At 61.5% G+C, this 25,128-nt stretch carries 7 protein-coding genes; 1 reads left to right on the plus strand and 6 read right to left on the minus strand.

The genetic code is table 11. The features are described from left to right. Nucleotides 1-13: 13 nt before the first annotated feature. The 6 genes from ACIONG_RS11715 to ACIONG_RS11740 all read right to left on the minus strand — a co-directional run bounded on the left by ACIONG_RS11715 (nucleotide 14) and on the right by ACIONG_RS11740 (nucleotide 8,091). Entirely contained in the window at nucleotides 14-874 is an 861-nt protein-coding gene (locus ACIONG_RS11715; protein WP_401299430.1) for an ABC transporter ATP-binding protein, read from the minus strand. Between the two features lie 5 nt (nucleotides 875-879). Further along, on the minus strand, nucleotides 880-1,905 hold the full coding sequence (locus tag ACIONG_RS11720; protein ID WP_098966545.1) for an ABC transporter substrate-binding protein: 1,026 nt from the start codon (nucleotides 1,903-1,905) through the stop codon (nucleotides 880-882). A 19-nt stretch (nucleotides 1,906-1,924) separates the two neighbouring features. Continuing rightward, on the minus strand, nucleotides 1,925-2,821 hold the full coding sequence (locus tag ACIONG_RS11725) for a TauD/TfdA dioxygenase family protein (protein WP_401299433.1): 897 nt from the start codon (nucleotides 2,819-2,821) through the stop codon (nucleotides 1,925-1,927). 369 nt (nucleotides 2,822-3,190) lie between these two features. Continuing rightward, nucleotides 3,191-4,558, minus strand: a complete 1,368-nt coding sequence (locus ACIONG_RS11730; protein ID WP_401299435.1) for an HlyD family type I secretion periplasmic adaptor subunit — start codon at nucleotides 4,556-4,558, stop codon at nucleotides 3,191-3,193. Further along, the gene (locus tag ACIONG_RS11735; RefSeq protein ID WP_103306856.1) at nucleotides 4,548-6,704 is read right to left on the minus strand and encodes a type I secretion system permease/ATPase; all 2,157 of its coding nucleotides are present in this window, start codon (nucleotides 6,702-6,704) and stop codon (nucleotides 4,548-4,550) included. Before ACIONG_RS11735 ends, ACIONG_RS11730 begins: the two co-directional genes overlap by 11 nt. Nucleotides 6,705-6,738: 34 nt before the next feature. Beyond that, entirely contained in the window at nucleotides 6,739-8,091 is a 1,353-nt protein-coding gene (locus tag ACIONG_RS11740; RefSeq protein ID WP_123529544.1) for a TolC family outer membrane protein, read from the minus strand. A 355-nt stretch (nucleotides 8,092-8,446) separates the two neighbouring features. Between ACIONG_RS11740 and ACIONG_RS11745 the strand changes: the two genes are divergently transcribed. Next, nucleotides 8,447-24,982: a LapA family giant adhesin gene (locus ACIONG_RS11745; protein WP_401299440.1), complete on the plus strand. Its 16,536-nt coding sequence runs from the start codon at nucleotides 8,447-8,449 to the stop codon at nucleotides 24,980-24,982. Nucleotides 24,983-25,128 lie beyond the last annotated feature (146 nt).

The following is a 25,128-nucleotide window of genomic DNA, read 5'->3' on the forward strand; positions in this document are numbered from 1 at the left end:
TCCTCCAGGCCGCTCAATAAGCGATGCGAATGTCGTTGAAGTCGTGGTCCAGTTCGGTTTCCGGCGACAGGCCTTCGTCGAACAACAGCCGATGAATGCGCCGCGCCGATTCCTGAAACGCCACACCGCCAAGGCTTTGCAAGTTGTATTGATGGCTGTGCACTTCGGCCCTCACCCGCCCCGGGTGCGGCGACAACAGCAGGATGCGATTGCCGATCACCAGCGCCTCCTCAATCGAGTGCGTGACGAACAACAGTGTGAAGCGCACTTCTTCCCAGAGCAGCAGCAACTCTTCCTGCATCTTACGGCGGGTCAGCGCATCCAGTGCGGCGAACGGCTCGTCCATCAGGAGGATTTTCGGCTGCATCGCCAACGCCCGGGCAATCGCCACCCGCGCCTTCATGCCGCCGGACAAGGTATGCGGATAAGCATCGGCAAACGCCGCCAGACCGACTTTTTCCAGGTAGTGCAGCGCGCGTTCTTCGGCCTCTTTTTTCTTCAGGGTTTTTGAGGCCAACAGCGGAAACATCACGTTCTGTTTGACGGTTTTCCACGGTGGCAGTTGATCGAACTCCTGGAACACCACGATCCGGTCCGGCCCCGGCGCGTCGACGCGCTGGCCCTGCAGACGGATCTCACCGTCGCAGGGCTGGATGAACCCGGCGACGGCTTTGAGCAAGGTGGATTTACCGCAACCGGACGGGCCGAGGAGCACAAAGCGATCCTGCTGATCGACTTCGAAACTGACCTGGTGAGTCGCCCGCACCACCCGTTGCGGCGTGCGGTATTCGAGACTGACTTGATCGACCGCCAGCAACGCTTGCGTGCTGGCGACCGGGTTGCTGGCCGCGTGGCCTGGCAAAGGGGCGTTCATGTCGGTCAGCTCCCTTGCAGCGGTTTGGCGTCCTGGAAGAAGTAATCCTTCCACGATTCAGGTTTGTTCTTGATCGCGCCGACGCGGTAGAGGAACTCGGCCAGCGGATAGGTATTTTTCGGCGTGACGCTGAATTCGAACTGCGGGTTGTCGATGATTTTCAGCAGCTCGGCACGGTCGATTTTGGCTTTGGTCACGCGGATGTAAGTGTCCGCCGCCGCGCCTTTATCGTTCTGCGCAAATTGCGCCGCTTCGGTCAGGGCCTCGACGAACGCCTTGTAGGTTTTCGGGTTGTCGTTGCGGAATTTCTCGGTGGCGAACAGCACGGTTGGCGAGTTCGGGCCGAGGATGTCGTAGGAGTTGAGCACCACATGCACATTCGGGTTCTGCAGCGCCTGATCCTGGAACGGCGGATTGGAGAAATGCCCGGTCAGCTCGGTACCGCCGGCGATTAGCGCCGCCGTCGCGTCCGGGTGCGGAACGGCGATGGTGTACTTGTCGAGGCGATTGAATTCCTTGTCGCCCCATTGCTTGGCCGCCGCGTATTGCAGGAAGCGCGACTGCACCGACACCCCCACCGCCGGCACAGCAATGCGATCCTTCTCGGTGAAATCGGCGATGGTTTTGACCTTGGGATTGTTACTCACCAGGTAGTAAGGGAAGTTGCCCAGCGAGGCCACGGCTTTGACGTTCTGCTTGCCATGGGTGCGATCCCAGATAGTCAGCAACGGGCCGACACCGGCGCCGGCAATGTCAATCGAGCCGGAGAGCAGCGCGTCGTTGACCGCCGCGCCGCCCGAGAGCTGCGTCCAGTCGACCTTGATGTCGAGGCCTTCCTGCTTGCCGTACTTCTCGATCAGGCCCTGATCACGCACCACGTTGAGCAATAAATAGACAATGCCGAACTGTTCGGCGATACGGATTTCACCTTCGGCGTGGGCCACGGTCGGCGCCACCAGGCTGCCGGCGATCAGACTGAAACCGAGGCCAATGGCGGCGGCCAGCGGTGCAAATGGAAGACGTTTGGACATGATCGAATCTCCGGCAAAATCAGAAAGGCGCGTCGCCCTGGATGGTGGTGCGATACAGCTTGCGGCGCAGGTGCGCGGGGCAGCCGGCGGCGAGGTGGATCAGCGAACGGTTGTCCCAGAACACCATGTCGTGGGGCTGCCACCGATGGCGGTAGATGTTTTGCGGCAGCACGCTATGGGCGTAGAGCTCGGCGAGCAGCTGTTTGCTCTCGTCCTCTGGCAGACCGACGATGCGCGTGGTGAAGCCTTCACTGACGAACAAAGCCTTGCGGCCGTTTTCCGGGTGGGTACGGACGATCGGGTGCACCACTTCGGCGACCTGGGCAAGTTGCTCCGGGGTCAGGGTCGGGCGCCAGTTGCCTTCGAATTTGGTTTCGCTGTAACGCGCGGTGTAGGAATGCGCGGCCGAGCGCCCTTCAACGGCTTTGCGCAGCGCTTCAGGCAGGTTGTCCCAAGCTTTGTGCATGTCGGCGAACAAGGTGTCGCCACCCTCCGAGGGCAGCTCCTGCGCGTGGAGCATCGAGCCGAGGCTTGGCAGCTCTTTATAGGAGAGGTCGGAGTGCCAGAACTTGCCGGCATCGCCGAGGCCAATGTTCTGGCCGTTCTCGACGATGTTGGAAACGATGAGAATTTCCGGGTGGTTGGCCAGCAGGAACTGCTTGAGCACGTGGATCTGCAACACGCCGAAGCGGCGGCTGAAATCGATCTGCTGTTGCGGGGTGATGCGTTGGTCACGGAACACCACGACGTGATGATCCAGGTGCGCGCGGTGAATGCGGGCGAAGTCCTGGTCGTTGACCGGACGGGTCAGGTCCAGGCCGACGATTTCGGCACCGACGGCACCGCTGAACGGACGAATTTCAAAGGTTTGCGGCGCGGCGGTCGCGGCGCTTGGGGTGGCAGTAGCTGCGGACATCTTTCAATCTCCCACGCACGGCACGCTCACGGGCGCGCTCGTCGATCAGACACTCACGCGGATTGCGTGTTGGTTCAGGTCGTGCGGCGCGCCGATTGGTCGGCAGGTACGCAGGGGAGTAACTTTATAGCTATAAGAATTGGAAATTAAATACCGTTAATGAATAACGATATGGCGGTTGGTGAGGAATGGACTGGATGGTGAGTGACGGTTTTTGTCACTTCTGGGCGTAATGTGGCGATTTCACTGATGCCATCGCTGGCAAGCCAGCTCCCACAGTTTCCGATGTCGAGCACACAATCGTGTTCCAACCGAAAACCCTGTGGGAGCTGGCTTGCCAGCGATGAGGCCAGTAAGGCCACTGAAGATTTAGCGTTCGTGCAGTGCCTCGGCCCGGGCCCGGATAATCGGCTTGAGCAGATAACTCAACACCGACTTCTTGCCAGTGATGATATCCACCGACGCGACCATCCCCGGGATGATCAGCAATGGCTTCTCATCGGTGCCCAAATGGCTGCGCTCGGTGCGCACCTTGATCATGTAGTAGGTGGTTTTCTTGTCTTCATCGGTGATGGTGTCGGCGCCGATCTGCTCCAGTTGGGCCTTCAGCCCGCCGTAAATGGTGTAGTCATAGGCAGTGAATTTGACGATGGCTTCCTGCCCCGGATGCAGGAACGCGATGTCTTGCGGACGAATCTTCGCTTCGACGAGCAAGGTGTCATCCAGCGGGACGATTTCCACCATGTCGCTACCCGGCTGGATCACGCCGCCGATGGTGTTGACCAGCAACTTGTTGACGATGCCGCGCACTGGCGAGGTGACCAACGTACGGCTGACACGGTCTTCCAGTGCCTTGCCGGTGGCCTGGGCCTTGTTCAGGTCGGTGCGGGCTTCATTGAGTTGTGTCAGCGCTTCACTGCGGAATTTGCCACGGGTTTCGTCGATCTTGCGCTGCACTTCCTTGATCGCCGATTCGGCGCGGGGAATCGCCAGCGTAGTAGCGTCGAGCTGACCACGGGTTTCCACTTCGGCACGCTTGAGGCGCAGCACCTCTACCGGGGACACCGCGCCCTGCGCCACCAACGGCTCGGACATGTTGATTTCCTGGCGTTGCAGGCCGAGTTGCTGGCGGTATTGCGCCTGTTTGGAGGTGAACTCGCGCAGCTCTTGCTGACGCTGGATCAACTGCTCCTGCAAGCCGCCAATCTCGTCGTGCAGTTGCTGGCGGCGGCTGATGTAGAGGGATTCTTCGCTTTTCGCCTGACCCGGCACGGCTTTGAGCACGTCCTCGGGAAACGCCAGCGGACGGTCATCGACCTCGGCGCTCAGCCGCTCGACGCGCAGCAACATCGACAGCCGATCGGCCTCGGTTTCGCCGACGTTGGAAGCGAATCGCGTGTCATCCAGCCGAATCAACGGTGCGCTGGCCTCGACGATCTGACCTTCCTTGACGAACAGTTCGGAGACGATCCCGCCCTCGAGGTTCTGGATTTTCTGGATCTTCGACGAAGGAATCGCCTTGCCGTCGCCCTTGGTCACTTCGTCGATCACGGCGAAGTTGGCCCAGAGCAGCAGGAACACGAAGAAGCCGATGATCGCCCAGATCGTCAAGCGCACGACGCGCGGGGCGTCTTCGATCAGCGCTTTGTTGACCTCCGGCAGCGGCTGACCCTGCAAGGATGCAGAGCCTTTGAAGTAGCGACGGATCGAATCCTTGAAACCCGACTTAAGCAACACTGATCTGCCCCTTCTTCAACGCTTCCATCACGGCGGCTTTCGGGCCATCGGCGAGAATTTGTCCACGGTCGATCACCAGCAGGCGATCCACCAGCGACAACAGAGATGCCCGGTGCGTCACCAGCACCACGGTCTTGTTTTCAATCACGGCGGCGAGGCGTTGCTTGAGGCGTTCTTCACCGGTGTTGTCCATGGCGCTGGTCGGCTCGTCCATCAGCAGGATCGGCGGATTGAGCAGCAGCGCCCGGGCCAGTGCAACGTTCTGCCGTTGACCGCCGGAGAGGTTCTGTCCGCGCTCACCCACTTGCAGCTCATAACCTTGCGGGTGCAGACGGGCGAATTCATGGACACCGGCCAGTTCGGCGGCTTGCAGGACCAGCTCGTCTTCTACATAACGCGCACCGGAGACGAGGTTGTCGCGCAGGGTGCCGGCCAGCAGCTGGATGTCCTGCGGCACGTAGCCGATGTTGTAGCGCAGTTCGCTGACGTCGATCTGGCGGATATCCACGCCGTCGACCAGCAACGCGCCGTCGTCCGGCTGATACAGGCCGACCAGCAGCTTGGCCAGCGAGCTTTTGCCCGAACCGCTGCGGCCGATGATGCCGATCTTCTCGCCGGGACGGATCACCAGGTTGATGTTCTTCAGCGCCGGATTCTGTTGTTCCGGATAAGTGAAGTTGAGCTGGCGGCATTCGATGGCGCCTTGCAGCACCTTGCGGCTCAGCGGGCGCTCTTCGAAGTTGCGCTCCTGCGGCAGCTCCATCATCTGGTCGACCGAGGTCATGGTCACGCGGGCTTGCTGGTAACGGGTCAGCAGACCGGACAGCGACGCCAGCGGACTCAGTGCACGACCGCTGAGCATGTAGCAGGCAATCAGGCCGCCCATGCTCAAGTGACCATCGATGATCTGGTACACGCCGAAGACGATCATGATCACCCCGGCCAGTTGCTGGATCAGCAGGGTAATGTTCATCGCCAGACCGGAGAGCATTTTCACCCGCAGTTCGAGGCGGCTGAGGGTGCCGATGGTCTGTTCCCACTGATATTGGCGTTCGCTTTCGGCGTTGTTGACCTTGACCGCGTCGAGGCCGGCGAGGGTTTCGATCAGGCTCGACTGACGCTCGGCACCGAGGGCCATGGTGCGTTCCATGGTGGCCACCAGCGGCTTCTGCAACGCGTAGCCGATCAGCAGCGCAATCGGGAACGCCAGCACCGGGATCCACACCAGATGCCCGCCGAGAATGGCGATGACAATAAAGATGAGGATGGTGAACGGCAGGTCGATCAGGCTGGTCAGGGTCAGCGAGGCGAGGAAGTCGCGCAGGCTCTGAAACTCATGGATGTTCTGGGCGAAGCTGCCGACCCGCGCCGGGCGGTATTTCATCGCCATGCCGACGATGCGCTCGAACAGCGTGGCCGAGATGATCAGGTCGGTTTTCTTCCCGGCCAGATCCAGGCACAGGCTGCGCAGGCTTTTGAGGATCAGGTCGAAGATGTAAGCGCCAGTGATGCCCAGGGCCAACACCCACAGGGTCGCCTCGGCCTGGTTGGGCACTACGCGGTCGTAGACGTTCATCACGAACAGCGGCGCGGCCATGGCGATGATGTTGATCAGGAAACTGGCGGCGATGGCGTCGGCGTACAGCCAGCGCGAACGCTTGAGGGTGTCGCGAAACCACGAGCGGGCACGCGGAATCAGCGTGCCGTGGTTGACGTCGAATTTGTGCTGCGGCTGGGCGAAGAAGACTTTGCCGGTGTAGTCGTCAGCCAGCAGTTCACGGCTGACCACGGACTCGCCACCATCGCTTTCGCTGAGCAGCACCCGCGCTTCGTTATCACCCTGCCAGCCGAGCAGGACGGCACTGCGACCATCCTTGAGCAGCAACAGCGCCGGCATCGCAATCGGCGGAATCTCCTCCAGCTTGCGCTGCAGCACCCGACCTTGCAGGCCGGCGCGAGCCGCCGCGCGGGGCAGCAACTCGACACTCAAACGTTGTTTGGGCAGCGGCAGGCCGGTGGTCAGCATCGCCGCGCTGGCGGGCTTCTGGTGCAGCATGCAAAGGGCGAGCAGACCGTCCAGTAACGGATCGTCGTGCAACGCGCGTGGATCATGACTGAGTTGAACTCGACTGACTTCTGATTCCACGCTCGACACTCTTTGACAGTTGAAAAGGGATAACTCAATTCATCCCAGGCAGCTGGACCTTGGGCTTCACGTCGTTTTGCACAACGGATGCCAACGGTGCGACCACTCCCTGGCTTCTGAGCAACTCGCCCATGGTCGCCTTGATTCGATACTGAGTAAATAACTGAATGTTTTTGATTTCCGCCAGACGCCGCGAAGCGGTGAACAACTCGTTTTCGCTGTCGAGCAAATCGAGCAGGGTTCGCTCGCCGAGGCTGAACTGGCGCTGGTACGCGGTACGCACCGAGGTGCTGTGATCGACGTACTGCTGCGCGATCGGCACTTGCGCGTTGGCGTTGTTCAAGGCGTTCCAGGCCAGGCCCAGTTCTTCGTTCAACTGACGCAGGGCGTTGTTGCGGATGTCCAGCGCCTGGTTCGACAGGTACGACTTGGATTCCAGATCGGCCTTGTTGCTGCCGCCCGAATACAGGTTGAAGCGCATGCGCAGCATGGCCTGCCATTCGTTGTTGTGACCGTTCTGGCCGTCGAGATCGTTATCGGCGGTGCGGCCCAATTCAGCATCGAAACGCGGGTAGAAGGTCGACTTGGCGGTTTCGTACTGCTTTTCGGCAGCGGCGATGTCGGACTCGGCCGAACGCAAGATCGGGCTGTTTTCCAGCATCTGCTGGCGCGCCTCATTGAGGTTGGCCGGCATCATCGCCATGAACGGCGCCGGACGCTCGAGCTGGTCAGGCATCTGGCCAACAGCGCTGAGGAAGTTGGTTTCCGAGTCGGCCAGATTGGTCTGTTCGGTGATCAGATTGTTGCGGGCCTGGGCCATCCGCGCTTCGGCCTGATCGAGGTCGGCACCGCTGCCGACGCCGCGCTGGGTGCGCAACTGGATCTGGTCGTAGATGCGCTGGTGGCTCTTGAGGTTTTCTTCGGCCAGACGCACGAATTCACGGCGGGTCAGCACGTCCAGATACACCTGGGCGACGGTCAGCGCAGTGCGCTCGGAAGTGCCGAGCAGCGAGTAGGCGCGGGAGTTAACGGTGGCTTGTTGACGCCCGACCTCGCTGGACGTCGCAAAACCGTCAAAGACCATTTGCGAGAGACGTAAACTTGACTCGCTGCGGTTCAGGGTTTCCCAGTGATTGCCGCCGCCATTAGCGCGGGTGGTCACGCTGTCGGTGCCTTCACGGCCGTAACCGCCGAGCAGATCGACCTTGGGCAGGTATCCACCTTTTGCAGCCTTTAACTGATAATCCGCGGCCAAACGACTGTTGACCCCTGCCTGGATTTCCGGATGGACATCCAAGGCCTGTTGCATGGCTTCTGGTAAGGATTGTGCTTGTGCGAATGAAGCGGCGAGAGCGAAAGGTAGAGCCTTGAACAAATGCGAACGCATGGTAAAGATTTCCCAGAACTACTTGTCTTGAATCACAGCAAAACGTGGTGCTGCGGCGGATGATGGCAACCGGAATGACCGTATGTCGGAAAGTTCAAAACAGGAACTGGATCACACGCTGAAGGACAGGTCGCCGCGGAAATATCAATGTGACATTAGTGGGGCGATTGTTTAGGATGGCACCCAGAAGGTCAATAGTTTGGCATAAAGTTAATAGCGAAAGAATCTAGCCAAATTATTGACGAAGAGACGCGTCAAACTTGATTCGCAAATTTTTAAAGTACGTCCAGACTGAATCGGCGCCGAGCCATCAGGCAATGGAAGTCAACTGAACGTAACACCCGGAGAGTCTTCAATGAGCAGTGTTGTTGCCATCGTCAAAAGCATTGTCGGTCAGGTATTCGTGGTCTCCCCTGAGGGTGTACGCCGCGTGCTCGTTGAAGGCGATCGTCTGTTCGTCGGCGACCAGATCGACACCGGCCTCTCCGGCGCCGTGTCGCTGGAACTGGCTGATGGCCGCACTCTGGATCTGGGTCGCGAAACTCAGTGGAGCGCCAACGCGCCCGACTCCAGCACTGACCTGGCCGAAGCCACCGCGCAGGCTGCGCCGTCGGTAGCAGAACTGCAGCAAGCGATTGCCGCGGGTGTCGACCCGACTACTGCTCTTGAAGCCACCGCTGCCGGCCCTTCAGCTGCGGGTACTGGCGGTGCGGCTGGCGGCGGCCACAGCTTCGTGATGCTCGATGCCACGGCGGGTCGCGTTGATCCGACCATTGGCTTCCCGACGGAGGGGATCAACTCCGGCGCGCAAGCGGCGCAAAACATCACTGGTGGACAGACCACCGACACCACCACCAACGCCCTGCGTGAGTCGACCCTGAGCCTCAGCGCCACGCCGACCATCACCGAGGCCGGCGGCGTGCTGGTGTACACCGCGACCCTGACCCAGGCGCCACTGACCGACCTGACCATCACCCTGTCCAACGGCGCGGTGATCGTGATTCCGGCCGGTTCCACCACCGGCACCGTCAACGTGCCGCTGGCACCGAACGACACCGTTTATAACGACCCGACCCAGATTGACGTGACCGTCACCGGTACCACCGGCGGCAACGGCATCACCGTGACCACTCCGACCACTCCGGCCACGACTCAGGTCACCGACACCATCGACACCACCACCGTCACCCTGACGGCGGGCCCGAGCGTCACCGAAGGCGGCCAGATCACCTACACCGCGACCCTGACCAACCCGGCGCAAACCCCGGTGACCGTCACCCTGTCGAACGGCTCGACCATCACCATCGGCGCCGGCCAGACCACTGGCACCGTCAACGTGCCGACGCCGGCCAACGACGTCTATAACAACGGCAGCACGGTCACCACGACCATCACCGGTGCCACCGGCGGCAACTTCGAAAACTTGGTGCCGAACCCGACTCCGGCGGTGACCACCATCACCGATTCGATCGATAACACCGGCCTGACCCTGACCGCCACCGGCACCGTGGTCGAAGGTGGCCAGATCACCTACACCGCGACCCTGACCAACCCGGCGCAGACGCCGGTCACCGTCACCCTGTCGAACGGTTCGACCATCACCATTGAAGCCGGCCAGACCACCGGCACCGTCAACGTGCCGACCGCACCGAACGACGTCTACAACAATGGCGGCACCGTCAGCACCACCATTACCGGTGCAACCGGCGGCAACTTCGAGAACCTGGTGCCGAACACGACGCCAGCGACCACCATCGTGACCGACTCGATCGACACCACCAGCGTGAGCCTTACCGCCACCGGCACCGTCGTCGAAGGTGGCGAGATCACCTACACCGCGACCCTGACCAACGCTGCGCAGACACCGGTCACCATTACCCTGTCGAACGGTTCGACCATCACCATTGAAGCCGGCAAGACCAGCGGCAGCGTCAACGTGCCAACCGCGCCGAACGACGTCTACAACAATGGCGGCACCGTCAGCACCACCATTACCGGAACATCCGGTGGCAACTTCGAGAACCTGGTGCCGAACACGACGCCAGCGACCACCACCATTACCGATTCGATCGACAACACCGGCCTGAGCCTCAGCGCCACCGGCTCTGTTGCCGAGGGTGGCTCGATCGTTTACACCGCGACCCTGACCAATGCCGCGCAAACTCCGGTGACCGTGACCCTGAGCAACGGTTCGGTGATCACCATCGAAGCGGGCAAGACCACCGGCACCGTGACCGTTCCAGCGCCTGCCGATGACGTCTATAAAGATGCCGGCAAAGTTGAAGTGACGATCACGGACGCTACCGGCGGCAACTTCGAGAATCTGGTGCCGAGCACCGTTCCGGCCGTTACCGAAGTCACTGACACCATCGACACCTCGACCGTAAAACTGACCGCCGACACCACCGTGGCTGAAGGTGGCACCGTCACTTACACCGCCACTGTCGGTGCGCCAGTGACCGGTTCGCCTGTCGTCGTGACCCTGGCCAACGGTCAGCAGATCACCATCGACATCGGCAAAACCACCGGCACTGTGACCACCACCGCGCCTAACGACGCGTTGGCCGGCAATGCGCCGCTGACCAACTCGATCACCGGTGTTTCTGGCGGTAATTACGAAGACCTGGTGGCCGACAAAACCCCGGTTTCGACCACCGTCACTGACGTCACCGACACTACCGACCTGACACTGAGCGCGACCGGTTCCGTGGCTGAGGGCGGTTCGATTGTTTACACCGCGACCCTGACCAATCCGGCCGGCACGCCGGTGACCGTGACCCTGAGCAATGGCTCGGTGATCACCATCGAGGCGGGCAAAACCACCGGTACCGTGACTGTTCCGGCCCCTGCCGATGACGTCTACAAGGACGCCGGCAAAGTCGAAGTGACCATCAAGGACGCTACCGGCGGCAATTTCGAGAATCTGGTGCCGAGCACCACTCCGGCCGTCACCGAAGTCACTGACACCATCGACACCTCGACCGTAAAACTGACCGCCGACACTACCGTGGCTGAAGGTGGCACCGTCACTTACACCGCCACCGTTGGTGCGCCGGTGACCGGTTCGCCAGTTGTGGTGACTTTGGCCAACGGCCAGCAGATCACTATCGAAGTGGGTAAAACCACCGGCACCGTGACCACTACTGCGCCGAACGATGCGCTGACCGGCCACGCGCCGCTGAGCAACTCGATCACCGACGTGAGCGGCGGCAATTACGAGAACCTCGTTGCCGATAAAACCCCGGTCAGCACCACGGTCACTGACACCACTGACACCACAGACCTGACGCTGAGCGCGACGGGGACCGTGGCCGAAGGCGGCCAGATCACTTACACCGCCACGCTGACCAACGCAGCAGGCTCGCCCGTCACTGTGACCCTGTCGAACGGTTCGGTGATTACCATCGACGCCGGTAAAACCACCGGCACCGTGACCGTTCCGGCACCTGCCGATGACGTTTACAAAGACGCCGGCAAAGTCGAAGTCACCATCAAGGACGCCACGGGCGGCCATTTCGAGAACCTCGTTCCGAGCACCGTCCCAGCCGTCACTGACGTGACCGATACCATCGACACTTCGACCGTGAAACTGACGGCCGACACCACCGTAGCTGAAGGTGGCACCGTCACTTACACCGCGACTGTTGGCGCGCCAGTCACTGGTTCGCCGGTTGTCGTGACCCTGGCCAACGGCCAGAGCATCACCATCGAAGTGGGTAAAACCACTGGCACCGTCACCACTACCGCGCCGAACGACGCACTGGTGGGCCAGGCACCACTGAGCAACTCGATTACTGGCGTCACCGGCGGCAACTACGAAAACCTCGTCGCCGACAAAACCCCGGTCAGCACCAGCGTGACCGACACCACTGACACCACCAATCTGTCGCTGAGCGCGACCGGTTCCGTGGCTGAAGGCGGCCAGATCACTTACACCGCCACGCTGACCAACGCAGCAGGCTCGCCCGTCACTGTGACCCTGAGCAACGGCTCGGTGATCACCATCGAAGCGGGGAAAACCACTGGCACCGTAACGGTTCCAGCGCCCGCCGATGACGTCTACAAAGACGCCGGCAAAATTGAAGTGACGATCAAGGACGCCACCGGTGGCAATTTCGAGAATCTGGTGCCGAGCACCACTCCGGCCGTTACTGAAGTCACCGACACCATCGACACTTCGACCGTCAAACTGACCGCCGACACCACCGTGGCTGAAGGTGGCACCGTCACTTACACCGCGACCGTTGGCGCGCCAGTCACTGGTTCACCTGTCGTAGTGACCTTGGCCAACGGCCAACAGATCACTATCGAAGTGGGCAAAACCACCGGCACCGTGACCACTACTGCGCCGAACGATGCGCTGACCGGCCACGCGCCGCTGAGCAATTCGATCACCGACGTGAGCGGCGGCAATTACGAGAATCTCGTTGCCGACAAAACCCCGGTCAGCACCACCGTGACCGACACCGTCGACACCACCAACCTGTCGCTGAGCGCGACCGGTTCCGTGGCTGAAGGCGGTTCGATCGTTTACACCGCGACCCTGACCAATGCGGCTGGCTCGCCGGTCACCGTGACCCTGAGTAACGGTGCAGTCATCACCATCGAGGCTGGCAAAACCAGCGGCACCGTGACCGTTCCGGCGCCGGCGGATGACGTTTACAAAGACGCGGGCAAGGTCGAAGCGACCATTTCCACTGCCACTGGCGGCAATTTCGAGAACCTGGTGCCGAGCACCGTTCCGGCCGTTACCGAAGTCAGCGATACCATCGACACTTCGACCGTGAAACTGACCGCCGACAGCACCGTGGCTGAAGGTGGCACCGTAACTTATACCGCCACCGTTGGTGCGCCAGTCACTGGTTCGCCGGTTGTCGTGACCCTGGCCAACGGCCAGAGCATCACCATCGAAGTCGGTAAAACCACTGGCACCGTAACCACCACTGCGCCGAACGATGCACTGGTCGGCCAGGCACCACTGAGCAACTCGATTACTGGCGTTGCCGGCGGCAACTACGAAAACCTCGTCGCCGACAAAACCCCGGTCAGCACCAGCGTGACCGACACCACCGACACCACCAATCTGACGCTGAGTGCGACCGGGACTGTGGCTGAGGGCGGCTCGATCGTTTACACCGCGACCCTGACCAATCCGGCCGGCACGCCAGTGACCGTGACCCTGAGCAATGGCTCGGTGATCACCATCGAAGCGGGTAAAACCACCGGCACCGTCACCGTTCCGGCACCTGCCGATGACGTTTATAAAGATGCCGGCAAAGTCGAAGTCACCATCAAGGACGCTACCGGCGGCAACTTCGAGAATCTGGTGCCGAGCACCACTCCGGCCGTTACTGAAGTCACCGACACCATCGACACTTCGAGCGTCAAACTGACCGCCGACACCACCGTGGCTGAAGGTGGCACTGTCACTTACACCGCTACCGTTGGTGCACCAGTCACCGGTTCGCCTGTCGTGGTGACGTTGGCCAACGGTCAGCAGATCACCATTGAAGTCGGCAAAACCACTGGCACCGTTACCAGCACCGCGCCAAACGACGCTTTGGTTGGCCAGGCACCACTGAGCAACTCGATCACCGGTGTGACGGGCGGCAACTACGAAAATCTCGTAGCAGACAAAACCCCGGTCAGCACCAGCGTGACGGACACCACCGACACCACCAACCTGTCGCTCAGCGCCACCAACTCGGTCGCCGAGGGCGGTTCGATCACGTACACCGCGACACTGACCAACGCCGCTGGCTCGCCAGTGACCGTAACCCTGTCGAACGGCGCCGTAATCACCATCGAGGCTGGCAAAACCACCGGCACCGTGACCGTTCCAGCCCCGGCTGATGACGTTTACAAAGACGCAGGCAAGGTCGAAGCGACCATTTCGACTGCCACGGGCGGCAATTTCGAGAATCTGGTGCCGAGCACCGTTCCGGCTGTCACCGAAGTCACCGATACCATCGACACCACCACCGTCAAACTGACCGCGACTGAATCGGCAGCTGAAGGTGGCACCGTTACTTACACCGCGACCGTTGGCGCACCGGTGACCGGTTCGCCTGTGGTTGTGACCCTGGCCAATGGTCAGAACATCACCATCGAAGTCGGCAAAACCACTGGCACCGTCACCACCACCGCACCGAACGACGCGTTGACCGGCCACGCGCCGCTGACCAACGCGATCACTGACGTGAGCGGCGGCAATTACGAAAATCTGGTTGCCGACAAGACCCCGGTTTCGACCAACGTCACCGACACTGTCGACACCACCAACCTGTCGCTGACGGCGACCGGTACTGTGGCTGAAGGCGGCTCGATTGTTTACACCGCGACGCTGACCAACGCGGCAGGTTCGCCGGTCACCGTAACGCTTTCGAATGGTTCGGTAATCACCATCGAGGCAGGCAAAACAACGGGCACCGTGACCGTTCCGGCACCTGCCGATGACGTCTACAAAGACGCCGGCAAAGTCGAAGTGACGATCAAGGAGGCAACCGGCGGCAACTTCGAGAACCTCGTTCCGAGCACCACGCCAGCGGTGACTGACGTCACTGACACCATCGACACCTCGACCGTCAAACTGACGGCCACCGAGTCGGCAGCCGAGGGTGGCACTGTCACCTACACCGCCACCGTTGGCGCGCCAGTCACTGGCTCGCCGGTTGTCGTAACGTTGGCCAACGGCCAGAACATCACCATCGAAGTGGGTAAAACCACCGGTACCGTCACCACCACCGCGCCAAACGACGCGTTGACCGGTCACGCGCCGCTGACCAACTCGATCACTGACGTCACCGGCGGCAACTACGAAAACCTCGTGGCCGACAAAACCCCAGTCAGCACCACCGTGACCGACACCGTCGACACCACCAACCTGTCGCTCAGCGCCACTGGCACGGTGAACGAAGGTGGCCAGATCACCTACACCGCCACCTTGACCAACGCGGCCGGCAGCCCGGTCACCGTAACGTTGAGCAATGGCGCGACCATCACCATCGAGGCCGGTAAAACCACCGGCACCGTGACCGTCGACGCACCGAAGGACGACGTCTACAAAGACGCCGGCACTGTTGAAGCGACCATCAAGGGCGCGACCGGTGGCGACTTCGAAAACCTCGTCACCAATACGACTCCGGCGGTCACCACCGTCAACGACACCATCGACACGTCCACCGTGTCGCTGACCGCCACGGCCAACGTCGCCGAAGGCGAAACCGTGGTCTACACCGCGACCGTCACTGCGCCCGTGACCGGTTCGCCGGTTGTCGTGACCCTGTCCAACGGCCAGACCATCACCATCGCTGTCGGTGAAACCAGCGGTACCGTGAATTTCGTTGCGCCGAACAGCCCATTGGCGGGCGGCAGCTCGTTGAGCGTGACCATCGACGGCGCGACTGGCGGCAACTACGAAAAACTGGTGACCGACGGCAAGTCGGCCGACACCACGGTTACGGACACCACCGACACCACCAATCTGAACCTGACCGCTACCGATTCGGTGGCTGAGGGCGGTTCGATCGTTTACACCGCAACGCTGACCAACCCGGCCGGCACACCGGTGACTGTGACCCTGTCAAACGGCGCCGTAATCACCATCGACGCGGGTAAAACCACTGGCACCGTCACTGTCCCGGCTCCGGCTGATGACGTTTACAAAGACGCGGGCAAAGTTGAAGCGACCATTTCGACTGCCACCGGCGGCAACTTCGAAAACCTGGTGCCGAGCACTGTTCCGGCCGTGACCAACGTCACCGACACCATCGACACCACCACCGTCAAACTGACCGCGACCGAGTCGGCGGCTGAGGGTGGCACCGTTACTTACACCGCAACTGTCGGTGCTCCTGTGACCGGTTCGCCGGTCACCGTGACCCTGGCCAATGGTCAGAACATCACCATCGAAGTGGGTAAAACCACCGGCACCGTGACCTTCACTGCGCCGAACGATGCGTTGACCGGCCACGCGCCGCTGACCAACGCGATCACCGACGTGAGCGGCGGCAATTACGAGAACCTCGTTGCCGACAAGACCCCGGTTTCGACCAACGTCACCGATACCGTCGACACCACCAACCTGTCGCTGAGTGCGACCGGCACCGTGGCCGAAGGTGGCCAGATCATCTACACCGCGACCCTGACCAACGCTGCTGGCTCGCCAGTGACCGTGACCTTGTCGAACGGCGCCGTGATCACCATCGAAGCCGGCAAAACCACTGGCACCGTGACTGTTCCAGCCCCGGCTGATGACGTTTACAAAGACGCAGGCAAGGTCGAAGCGACCATTTCGACTGCTACCGGTGGCAACTTCGAAAACCTGGTGCCGAGCACTGTTCCGGCCGTGACCGAAGTAACTGACACCATCGACACCTCGACCGTGAAACTCACGGCGACCGAGACCGCCGCTGAAGGTGGCGCGGTTGTTTACACCGCGACTGTGGGTGCGCCAGTCACTGGCTCTCCAGTTGTGGTGACGCTGGCCAATGGTCAGAACATCACCATCGAAGTCGGTAAAACCAGCGGCACCGTGACTTTCACTGCGCCGAACGATGCATTGACCGGCCATGCGCCGCTGACCAACTCGATCACCGGTGTAACCGGCGGCAACTACGAGAATCTGGTTGCCGACAAGACCCCGGTTTCGACCAACGTCACCGATACCGTCGACACCACCAATCTGTCGTTGAGCGCCACCGGTTCTGTCGCTGAGGGCGGTTCGATTGTTTACACCGCGACGCTGACCAACGCTGCTGGCTCGCCAGTGACCGTGACCTTGTCGAACGGCGCGGTGATCACCATCGAGGCGGGTAAAACCAATGGCACTGTGACCGTTCCGGCACCGGCGGATGACGTCTACAAAGATGCAGGAAAAGTCGAAGCGACCATTTCGACCGCTACTGGCGGTAACTTCGAAAACCTGGTGCCGAGCACTGTTCCGGCCGTGACCGAAGTGACCGACACCATCGACACTTCGACGGTCAAACTGACTGCCGATACGTCCGTGGCTGAAGGCGGCACTGTCACTTACACCGCCACTGTTGGCGCCCCCGTGACCGGTTCTCCGGTCGTGGTGACATTGGCCAACGGTCAGCAGATCACCATTGAGGTCGGCAAAACCACTGGCACCGTGACCACCACTGCGCCGAACGATGCATTGACCGGTCACGCGCCGCTGACCAACTCGATCACCAACGTAGACGGCGGCAACTACGAGAACCTCGTTGCCGACAAGACCCCGGTCAGCACCACCGTGACCGATACCGTCGACACCACCAATCTGTCGCTGAGCGCTACCAACTCGGTCGCCGAAGGTGGCTCGATCGTTTACACCGCGACTCTGACTAACGCCGCTGGCTCGCCAGTGACCGTGACCCTGTCGAACGGCGCCGTTATCACCATCGACGCTGGTAAAACCACCGGCACCGTGACCGTTCCGGCTCCGGCTGATGACGTCTACAAAGATGCAGGCAAGGTCGAGGCAACCATTTCAACCGCCACCGGTGGCAACTTCGAGAACCTGGTGCCGAGCACTGTTCCGGCCGTTACCGAAGTGACCGACACCATCGACACCTCGACCGTCAAACTGACTGCCGATACGTCCGTGGCTGAAGGCGGCACTGTCACTTACACCGCTACTGTTGGCGCGCCAGTGACTGGCTCGCCTGTGGTCGTGACCCTGTCCAACGGTCAGAACATCACCATCGAAGTGGGTAAAACCACCGGCACCGTGACCACCACCGCCCCGAACGATGCGTTGACCGGCCACGCGCCGATTACCAACTCGATCACCGACGTGAGCGGCGGCAATTACGAGAATCTGGTTGCCGACAAAACGCCGGTTTCGACCACGGTCACCGATACCGTCGACACCACCAATCTGTCGTTGAGCGCCACCGGTACCGTGGCCGAAGGTGGTCAGATCACCTACACCGCGACCCTGACCAACGCTGCTGGCTCGCCAGTGACCGTGACCCTGTCGAACGGCGCCGTCATCACGATTGAGGCGGGCAAAACGACTGGCACCGTGACCGTTCCAGCTCCGGCTGATGACGTTTACAAAGACGCGGGCACCGTGCAGGCGACTATCAGTACCGCCACCGGTGGCAACTTCGAGAACCTGGTGCCAAGCACGACACCGGCCGTTACCGAAGTAACTGACACCATCGACACTTCAACCGTGAAACTCACTGCCGATACGTCCGTGGCTGAAGGCGGCACTGTCACTTACACCGCTACTGTTGGCGCGCCAGTGACTGGCTCGCCTGTGGTCGTGACCCTGTCCAACGGTCAGAACATCACCATCGAAGTGGGTAAAACCACCGGCACCGTGACCACCACCGCACCGAACGATGCGTTGACCGGCCACGCGCCGATTACCAACTCGATCACCGACGTGAGCGGCGGCAATTACGAGAACCTCGTTGCCGACAAGACCCCGGTTTCGACCAACGTCACCGATACCGTCGACACCACCAATCTGTCGCTGAGCGCTACCCCATCAGTCGCTGAAGGTGGCTCGATTGTTTACACCGCGACCCTGACCAACGCCGCTGGCTCGCCAGTGACCGTAACCCTGTCGAACGGCGCCGTCATTACGATTGAGGCGGGCAAAACGACTGGCACCGTGACCGTTCCAGCTCCGGCTGATGACGTTTACAAAGACGCGGGCAAGGTCGAAGCGACCATTTCCACCGCGACTGGCGGCAACTTCGAAAACCTGGTGCCGAGCACTGTGCCGGCAGTCACCAACGTCACCGACACCATCGACACCACCACGGTCAAACTGACCGCGACCGAGTCGGCGGCTGAGGGTGGCACTGTTACCTACACCGCGACGGTTGGTGCCCCTGTTACCGGTTCGCCGGTGGTCGTGACACTGGCCAATGGTCAGAACATCACCATCGAGATGGGTAAAACCACCGGCACCGTGACCACCACCGCACCGAACGATGCGCTGACTGGCCACGCGCCGATTACCAACTCGATCACCAACGTAACCGGCGGCAACTACGAGAACCTCGTCGCCGACAAAACCCCGGTCAGCACCACCGTGACCGATACCGTCGACACCACCAATCTGTCGCTCAGCGCTACCCCATCAGTCGCTGAAGGTGGCTCGATTGTTTACACCGCGACCCTGACCAACGCCGCTGGCTCGCCAGTGACCGTAACCCTGAGCAACGGCTCGGTCATCACCATCGAGGCAGGCAAAACCACCGGTACCGTAACCGTTCCAGCGCCAGCCGATGACGTTTACAAAGACGCCGGCACCGTGCAGGCAACCATCAGCACCGCCACTGGTGGCAACTTCGAAAACCTGGTGCCAAGCACGACACCCGCCGTCACCAGCGTGACCGACACCATCGACACCACCACCGTCAAACTGACCGCGACCGAGTCGGCGGCTGAGGGCGGTACCGTCACCTACACCGCCACGGTCGGTGCGCCAGTCACCGGTTCGCCGGTCACCGTGACCCTGGCCAACGGTCAGAACATCACCATCGAAGTGGGCAAAACCACTGGCACCGTGACCACCACCGCGCCGAACGACGTGTTGACCGGCCACGCACCGCTGACCAATTCGATCACCGGCGTAACCGGCGGCAACTACGAGAATCTCGTAGCCGACAAAACACCGGTCAGCACCACCGTGACCGACACCGTCGACACCACCAACCTGTCCCTGAGTGCCACCAACTCGGTCGCCGAGGGCGGTTCGATCGTTTACACCGCCACGCTGACCAACGCTGCAGGCTCGCCAGTCACCGTGACCCTGTCGAACGGCGCCGTGATCACTATCGACGCTGGTAAAACCACCGGCACCGTGACCGTTCCGGCACCGGCTGACGACGTCTACAAAGACGCCGGCACTGTGCAGGCGACGATCAGCACCGCAACGGGCGGCAACTTCGAAAACCTGGTGCCGAGCACGACGCCGGCTGTGACCAGCGTGACCGACACCATCGACACCACCACCGTGAAGCTGAGCGCAACCGGCACAGCGGCCGAGGGCGGCAACGTCGTCTACACCGCCACCGTCGGCGCACCTGTGACCGGCTCGCCTGTCGTCGTGACCCTGGCCAACGGTCAGCAGATCACCATCGACATCGGCAAAACCACCGGCACCGTGACCACCACCGCACCGAACGATGCGCTGACCGGCCATGCTCCGCTGACCAACTCGATCACCAACGTCACCGGCGGCAACTACGAAAACCTCGTTGCGGACAAGACTCCGGTCAGCACCACCGTGACCGATACCGTCGACACCACTAACCTGTCGCTCAGCGCGACCGGCACCGTGGCCGAAGGTGGCTCGATTGTTTACACCGCCACGCTGACCAATGCCGCTGGCTCACCAGTGACCGTGACCCTGTCGAACGGTGCAGTCATCACCATCGAAGCCGGCAAAACCACCGGCACCGTCACCGTTCCAGCGCCAGCCGACGACGTCTACAAAGACGCCGGTACCGTGCAGGCGACGATCAGCAACGCCACCGGTGGCAACTTCGAAAACCTGGTACCAAGCACGACTCCGGCCGTGACCAGCGTGACCGACACCATCGACACCACCACAGTCAAACTGACCGCAACCGGTACAGCGGCCGAGGGTGGCACCGTCGTCTACACCGCCACTGTGGGCGCGCCAGTCACCGGCGCACCTGTCGTCGTGACCCTGGCCAACGGTCAGCAGATCACCATCGACATCGGCAAAACCACCGGCACCGTCACCACCACCGCACCGAACGATGCGTTGACCGGTCATGCGCCGCTGACCAACTCGATCAGCAACGTGACGGGCGGCAACTACGAAAACCTCGTGGCCGACAATACCCCGGTCAGCACCACCGTGACCGACACCGTCGACACCACCAACCTGTCGCTGTCGGCGACCGGCACCGTGGCCGAAGGTGGCCAGATCACCTACACCGCGACCCTGACCAACGCTGCTGGCTCGCCAGTGACCGTGACCCTGAGCAACGGCTCGGTGATCACTATCGAAGCGGGCAAAACCACCGGCACCGTGACCGTTCCGGCTCCGGCTGACGACGTCTACAAAGACGCCGGCACCGTGCAGGCAACCATCACTGGCACCAGCGGCGGCAACTTCGAGAACCTGGTGACCAACAACACACCAGCCGTGACCAGCGTCACCGACACCATCGACACCACCACCGTCAGCATCACCGGCAGCACCTCGGTGACCGAAGGCCAGACCGCCAGCTACACCGTCAGCCTGAACCACCCGGCGCAAACCGAAGTGACCCTGAAAATCGTCTACAGCGGTACCGCCGCCGACGGTTCCGACTTCACTGGCGTTTACACCGTGAAGATCCCGGCAGGTGCGAGCAGCGCGCAGTTCAACGTCGCCACCATCGATGACAAGATCACCGAAGGCACCGAGAACTTCGTGGTCAAGATCGACTCGGCCACGGGCGGCAACTTCGAGAACCTCGCGGTCAGCAGCACCAACGGCAGCGTCAGCACCTCGATCATCGACAACGATGCGCCGCCGGTCATCGACCTCGATGCCAACAATTCCAGCGGGGCGACCGGTGCCGACTACAAGGTGACCTTCACCGAAAACACCCCGGGCGCCGGCGTGTCGATTGCTGACACCGACATCAGCATCACTGACCCGGACAGCACCATGCTGACCGGCGCCACCGTGGTGCTGACCAACCGTCAGGACGGCGATGCGTTGAACCTGGGCAACAGCGTCAACGGCATCACCATCAATGCCAACAGCACCAACGGCACTGTGACGCTGACCCTGTCGGGCAATGCGACGCTGGCCGACTACATGCAGGCCATCAAGAACATCAGCTTCACCAACGGCAGTGAAAACCCGAGCACCGTGCCGCGGATCATCACCGTGACCGTGACCGATGGCGGCAACTACTCCAACACCGCGACCACCACGGTCAACGTGGTGGCGGTCAACGACGCACCGGTCGCCGCACCGAGCAACGTCACCGGTACTGAAGACACCCCTCTGGTACTCGGCTGGTCGACCTTCGGTGTGACCGACGTCGACAGCCCGGCCAGCAACCTGGGCATCAAAATCACCCAGCTGCCGGGCGAAGGCAAACTGCAGTACCTCGACGGTTCGACCTGGAAAGACGTCGCCAACAACCAGACCTTCAGCAAGGCTGATATCGACGCTGGCAAACTGCGCTTCATGCCGGATGCCAACGAGTCGGGTGTCAACGGTTACGGCGGCACTGGCATGGGCAACAACCAGGCTGACTACGCGCAGATCAAGTTCCAGCCAACCGACAGCCAACTGCTGGGCAACACCGGCACGGTGAAGATCGACATCACGCCAGTGGCGGATGCCCCGACCGTGAGCGTGGCCGACAACAGCGTGAAGTCCACCGGCCTGATCAAGGAAGTCTGGACCGGCCTGTCGGGCCTCGGCACCAGCGGCAACGGCGCAGATTCGACCACGTTGAAAAACGTGATCGACGGCGCTGGCACGCCGAACTCCAGCGGCAGCGTGACCAACGTGCAATCCGACGGCAGCGTGGCAGCAGGTACGGCGTCGAAGACGTCCGGCCTGATCTATCTGGAAGCCGGCAAGACCTACACCTTCAGCGGCGTCGCCGATGACAGTCTGCTGATCACCATCGGCGGTAAAAACGTGGCGTCGGGCACCTGGGGCGCGGGCGGCGCGATCAATGGATCGTTCACCCCGACCACCAGCGGCTACTACACCCTGGACATCTACCACCACAACCAGAGCGGCCCGGGCAGCTACGACGTCAACCTGTCGGTCAATGGCAGCACGCCGATCGACCTGAGCAGCGCCGGCGTACCGATCTACACCGGTGTGCAGGATCTGGTGAACTCTGGGGTGACTGTCTCCGACCTGCACGGCACCAACGGCGAAGGCTATTACGACGGCTACAAACTCAACACCGGCGCCGAAGGCACCACGGTGAAACTGTCGGCGATCAGCACCGCGCTGACCGACACCGACGGCTCGGAAACCCTGAGCGTGAAGATCAGCGGCGCGCCGGTCGGCTCGGTGCTGAGCGACGGCGCAGGCCACACGTTTACCGTCACCGCGAGCAATGGCGAAGCCAACGTCACTGGCTGGAACCTCGGCAGCCTGACCGTGACCCCGCCGACCTACTACAACGGCCAGTTCAACCTGACCGTGACCTCGACCTCCACCGAATACGTGGGCGGTTCGGCCAGCAGCACCGCGACCATTCCGGTCACCGTGGTGCCGGCGGTCTATACCGCTTCGGTCGCCACTTCCGGCGATGACACCTTCAACGGCACCGATGGCAACGACATCATGGTCGCCGACATTGGCGGTCTGACCGTGGTGCCGGGCACCAACTACAACATCGCGTTCATGGTCGACAGCTCGGGCAGTATGAGCACTTCGTCGCTGAACGCCGCGAAAGACTCGCTGACCTCGGTGTTCAACACCCTCAAGCAGAGTCTGGGCGGCAGCAACTCGGGCACGGTGAACATCTTCCTGGTGGACTTCGATACTCAGGTCAAACAGTCGGTGTCGGTGAACCTCAACGACCCGAACGCGCTGACCAAGCTCAAGGCTGTGCTGGACTCCATGACGTCCGGGGGCGGCACCAACTACGAGGACGTGTTCAAAACCACCGCCAACTTCTTCCAGAGCGCTGAAGCGGTGGCCAACACCGGTGCGAAGAACCTCACGTACTTCATCACCGACGGCCAGCCGACCTACTACCAGACCGGCGAGTCGACCAACCCGTACCTGTACGGCAACAAAACCCTCGATAGCCTGATCACCACCACCAACTACAAGTTGGGGACAGCCGTCAGCCTGTATCCGGACAGCTCGCACCAGATCGATATCAGCGCGAACGGCTCGGTGACGGTCTGGACCAAATCGGGCGGTAACTGGACGTACCAGAACTTCGGCACGCTGCACGCCCAGGGCGACGGTACCTACGAGTTCTCTGGCCTGGCGGGCAGCGGTAGCAGCACCGATTACTACACCACCACCAACGCCAACAGCAGCTTCGCATTGCTCAGCGGTCTGTCGAACGTGGAAGCCATCGGCCTCAACAGCGGCGTCAGCCTCAACGACCTGAAGCCGTACGACTCGGACAAGACGCCGCAGACCAACATCGATCCGAAGGATCTGGCCAACTCGATCATCGGCCACACCGAAGCGACGATGCCGGGCAACGATATCGTCAGCGGTGGCGACGGCAACGACATCCTGTTCGGCGATCTGGTGAGCTTCAACGGTATTGCCGGCGAGGGTTACCAGGCGATGCAGGCGTTCGTTGCGCAGCAGACCGGCGTCGACGTCAGCAAAGTCACCACCAGCAACGTGCACCAGTACATCACCGAGCATTATCAGGCGTTCGATGTGTCCGGCGCACATGACGGCAACGACACGCTGTTGGGCGGAGCGGGCAATGACATCCTGTTCGGCTCCGGCGGCAATGACTTGCTCGATGGCGGCAAAGGCAATGACATCCTGCTCGGCGGCACCGGCAACGACACGCTGATCGGCGGTCAGGGCAACGACATCCTGATTGGCGGCTCGGGTGCCGACACCTTCGTCTGGAAGTCGGGCGACACCGGCAACGATGTGATCAAGGACTTCAATGCCAGCCAAGGTGATCGCATCGACCTGCGTGACCTGTTGCAGGGCGAGACCGGCAGCACCATCGACAACTTCCTGAAGATCACCACGGTCGACGGCGTGTCGTCGCTGCAAGTCAGTTCGGGCGGCAAGTTCAACTCCGGCGACGCCGCCGCTGCCACGCCGGACGTGACGATCAAACTGGAAGGCAATAACTGGTCGAGCGCCAACATCCACAACCTGATCGCCGGCAGCGATCCGACCATCAAGGTTGACCACAACAACAGCTGATCCGTGAACAAACGGCCGCCCCTCTGGGGCGGTCGTCACATTCAGCGCCAGCGCACCGGTGACGATTGCGTCACCGCACCGCATACTTGCGCGCAGTTGGCTATGCTGCTGACAGCATGACGCTGGTTCATTTCCGAGGGATGCTC

The organism is Pseudomonas sp. NPDC087817 (genome assembly GCF_044742875.1).
In the GTDB taxonomy this organism is placed as follows: domain Bacteria; phylum Pseudomonadota; class Gammaproteobacteria; order Pseudomonadales; family Pseudomonadaceae; genus Aquipseudomonas.

What these genes read in the sequence shown, in the direction of transcription:
- ACIONG_RS11715 (WP_401299430.1), bottom strand. Translation starts at nt 874, where the DNA reads ATGAACGCCCCTTTGCCAGGCCACGCGGCCAGCAACCCGGTCGCCAGC.
- ACIONG_RS11740 (WP_123529544.1), bottom strand. Translation starts at nt 8,091, where the DNA reads ATGCGTTCGCATTTGTTCAAGGCTCTACCTTTCGCTCTCGCCGCTTCA.
- ACIONG_RS11745 (WP_401299440.1), top strand. Translation starts at nt 8,447, where the DNA reads ATGAGCAGTGTTGTTGCCATCGTCAAAAGCATTGTCGGTCAGGTATTC.
- ACIONG_RS11720 (WP_098966545.1), bottom strand. Translation starts at nt 1,905, where the DNA reads ATGTCCAAACGTCTTCCATTTGCACCGCTGGCCGCCGCCATTGGCCTC.
- ACIONG_RS11725 (WP_401299433.1), bottom strand. Translation starts at nt 2,821, where the DNA reads ATGTCCGCAGCTACTGCCACCCCAAGCGCCGCGACCGCCGCGCCGCAA.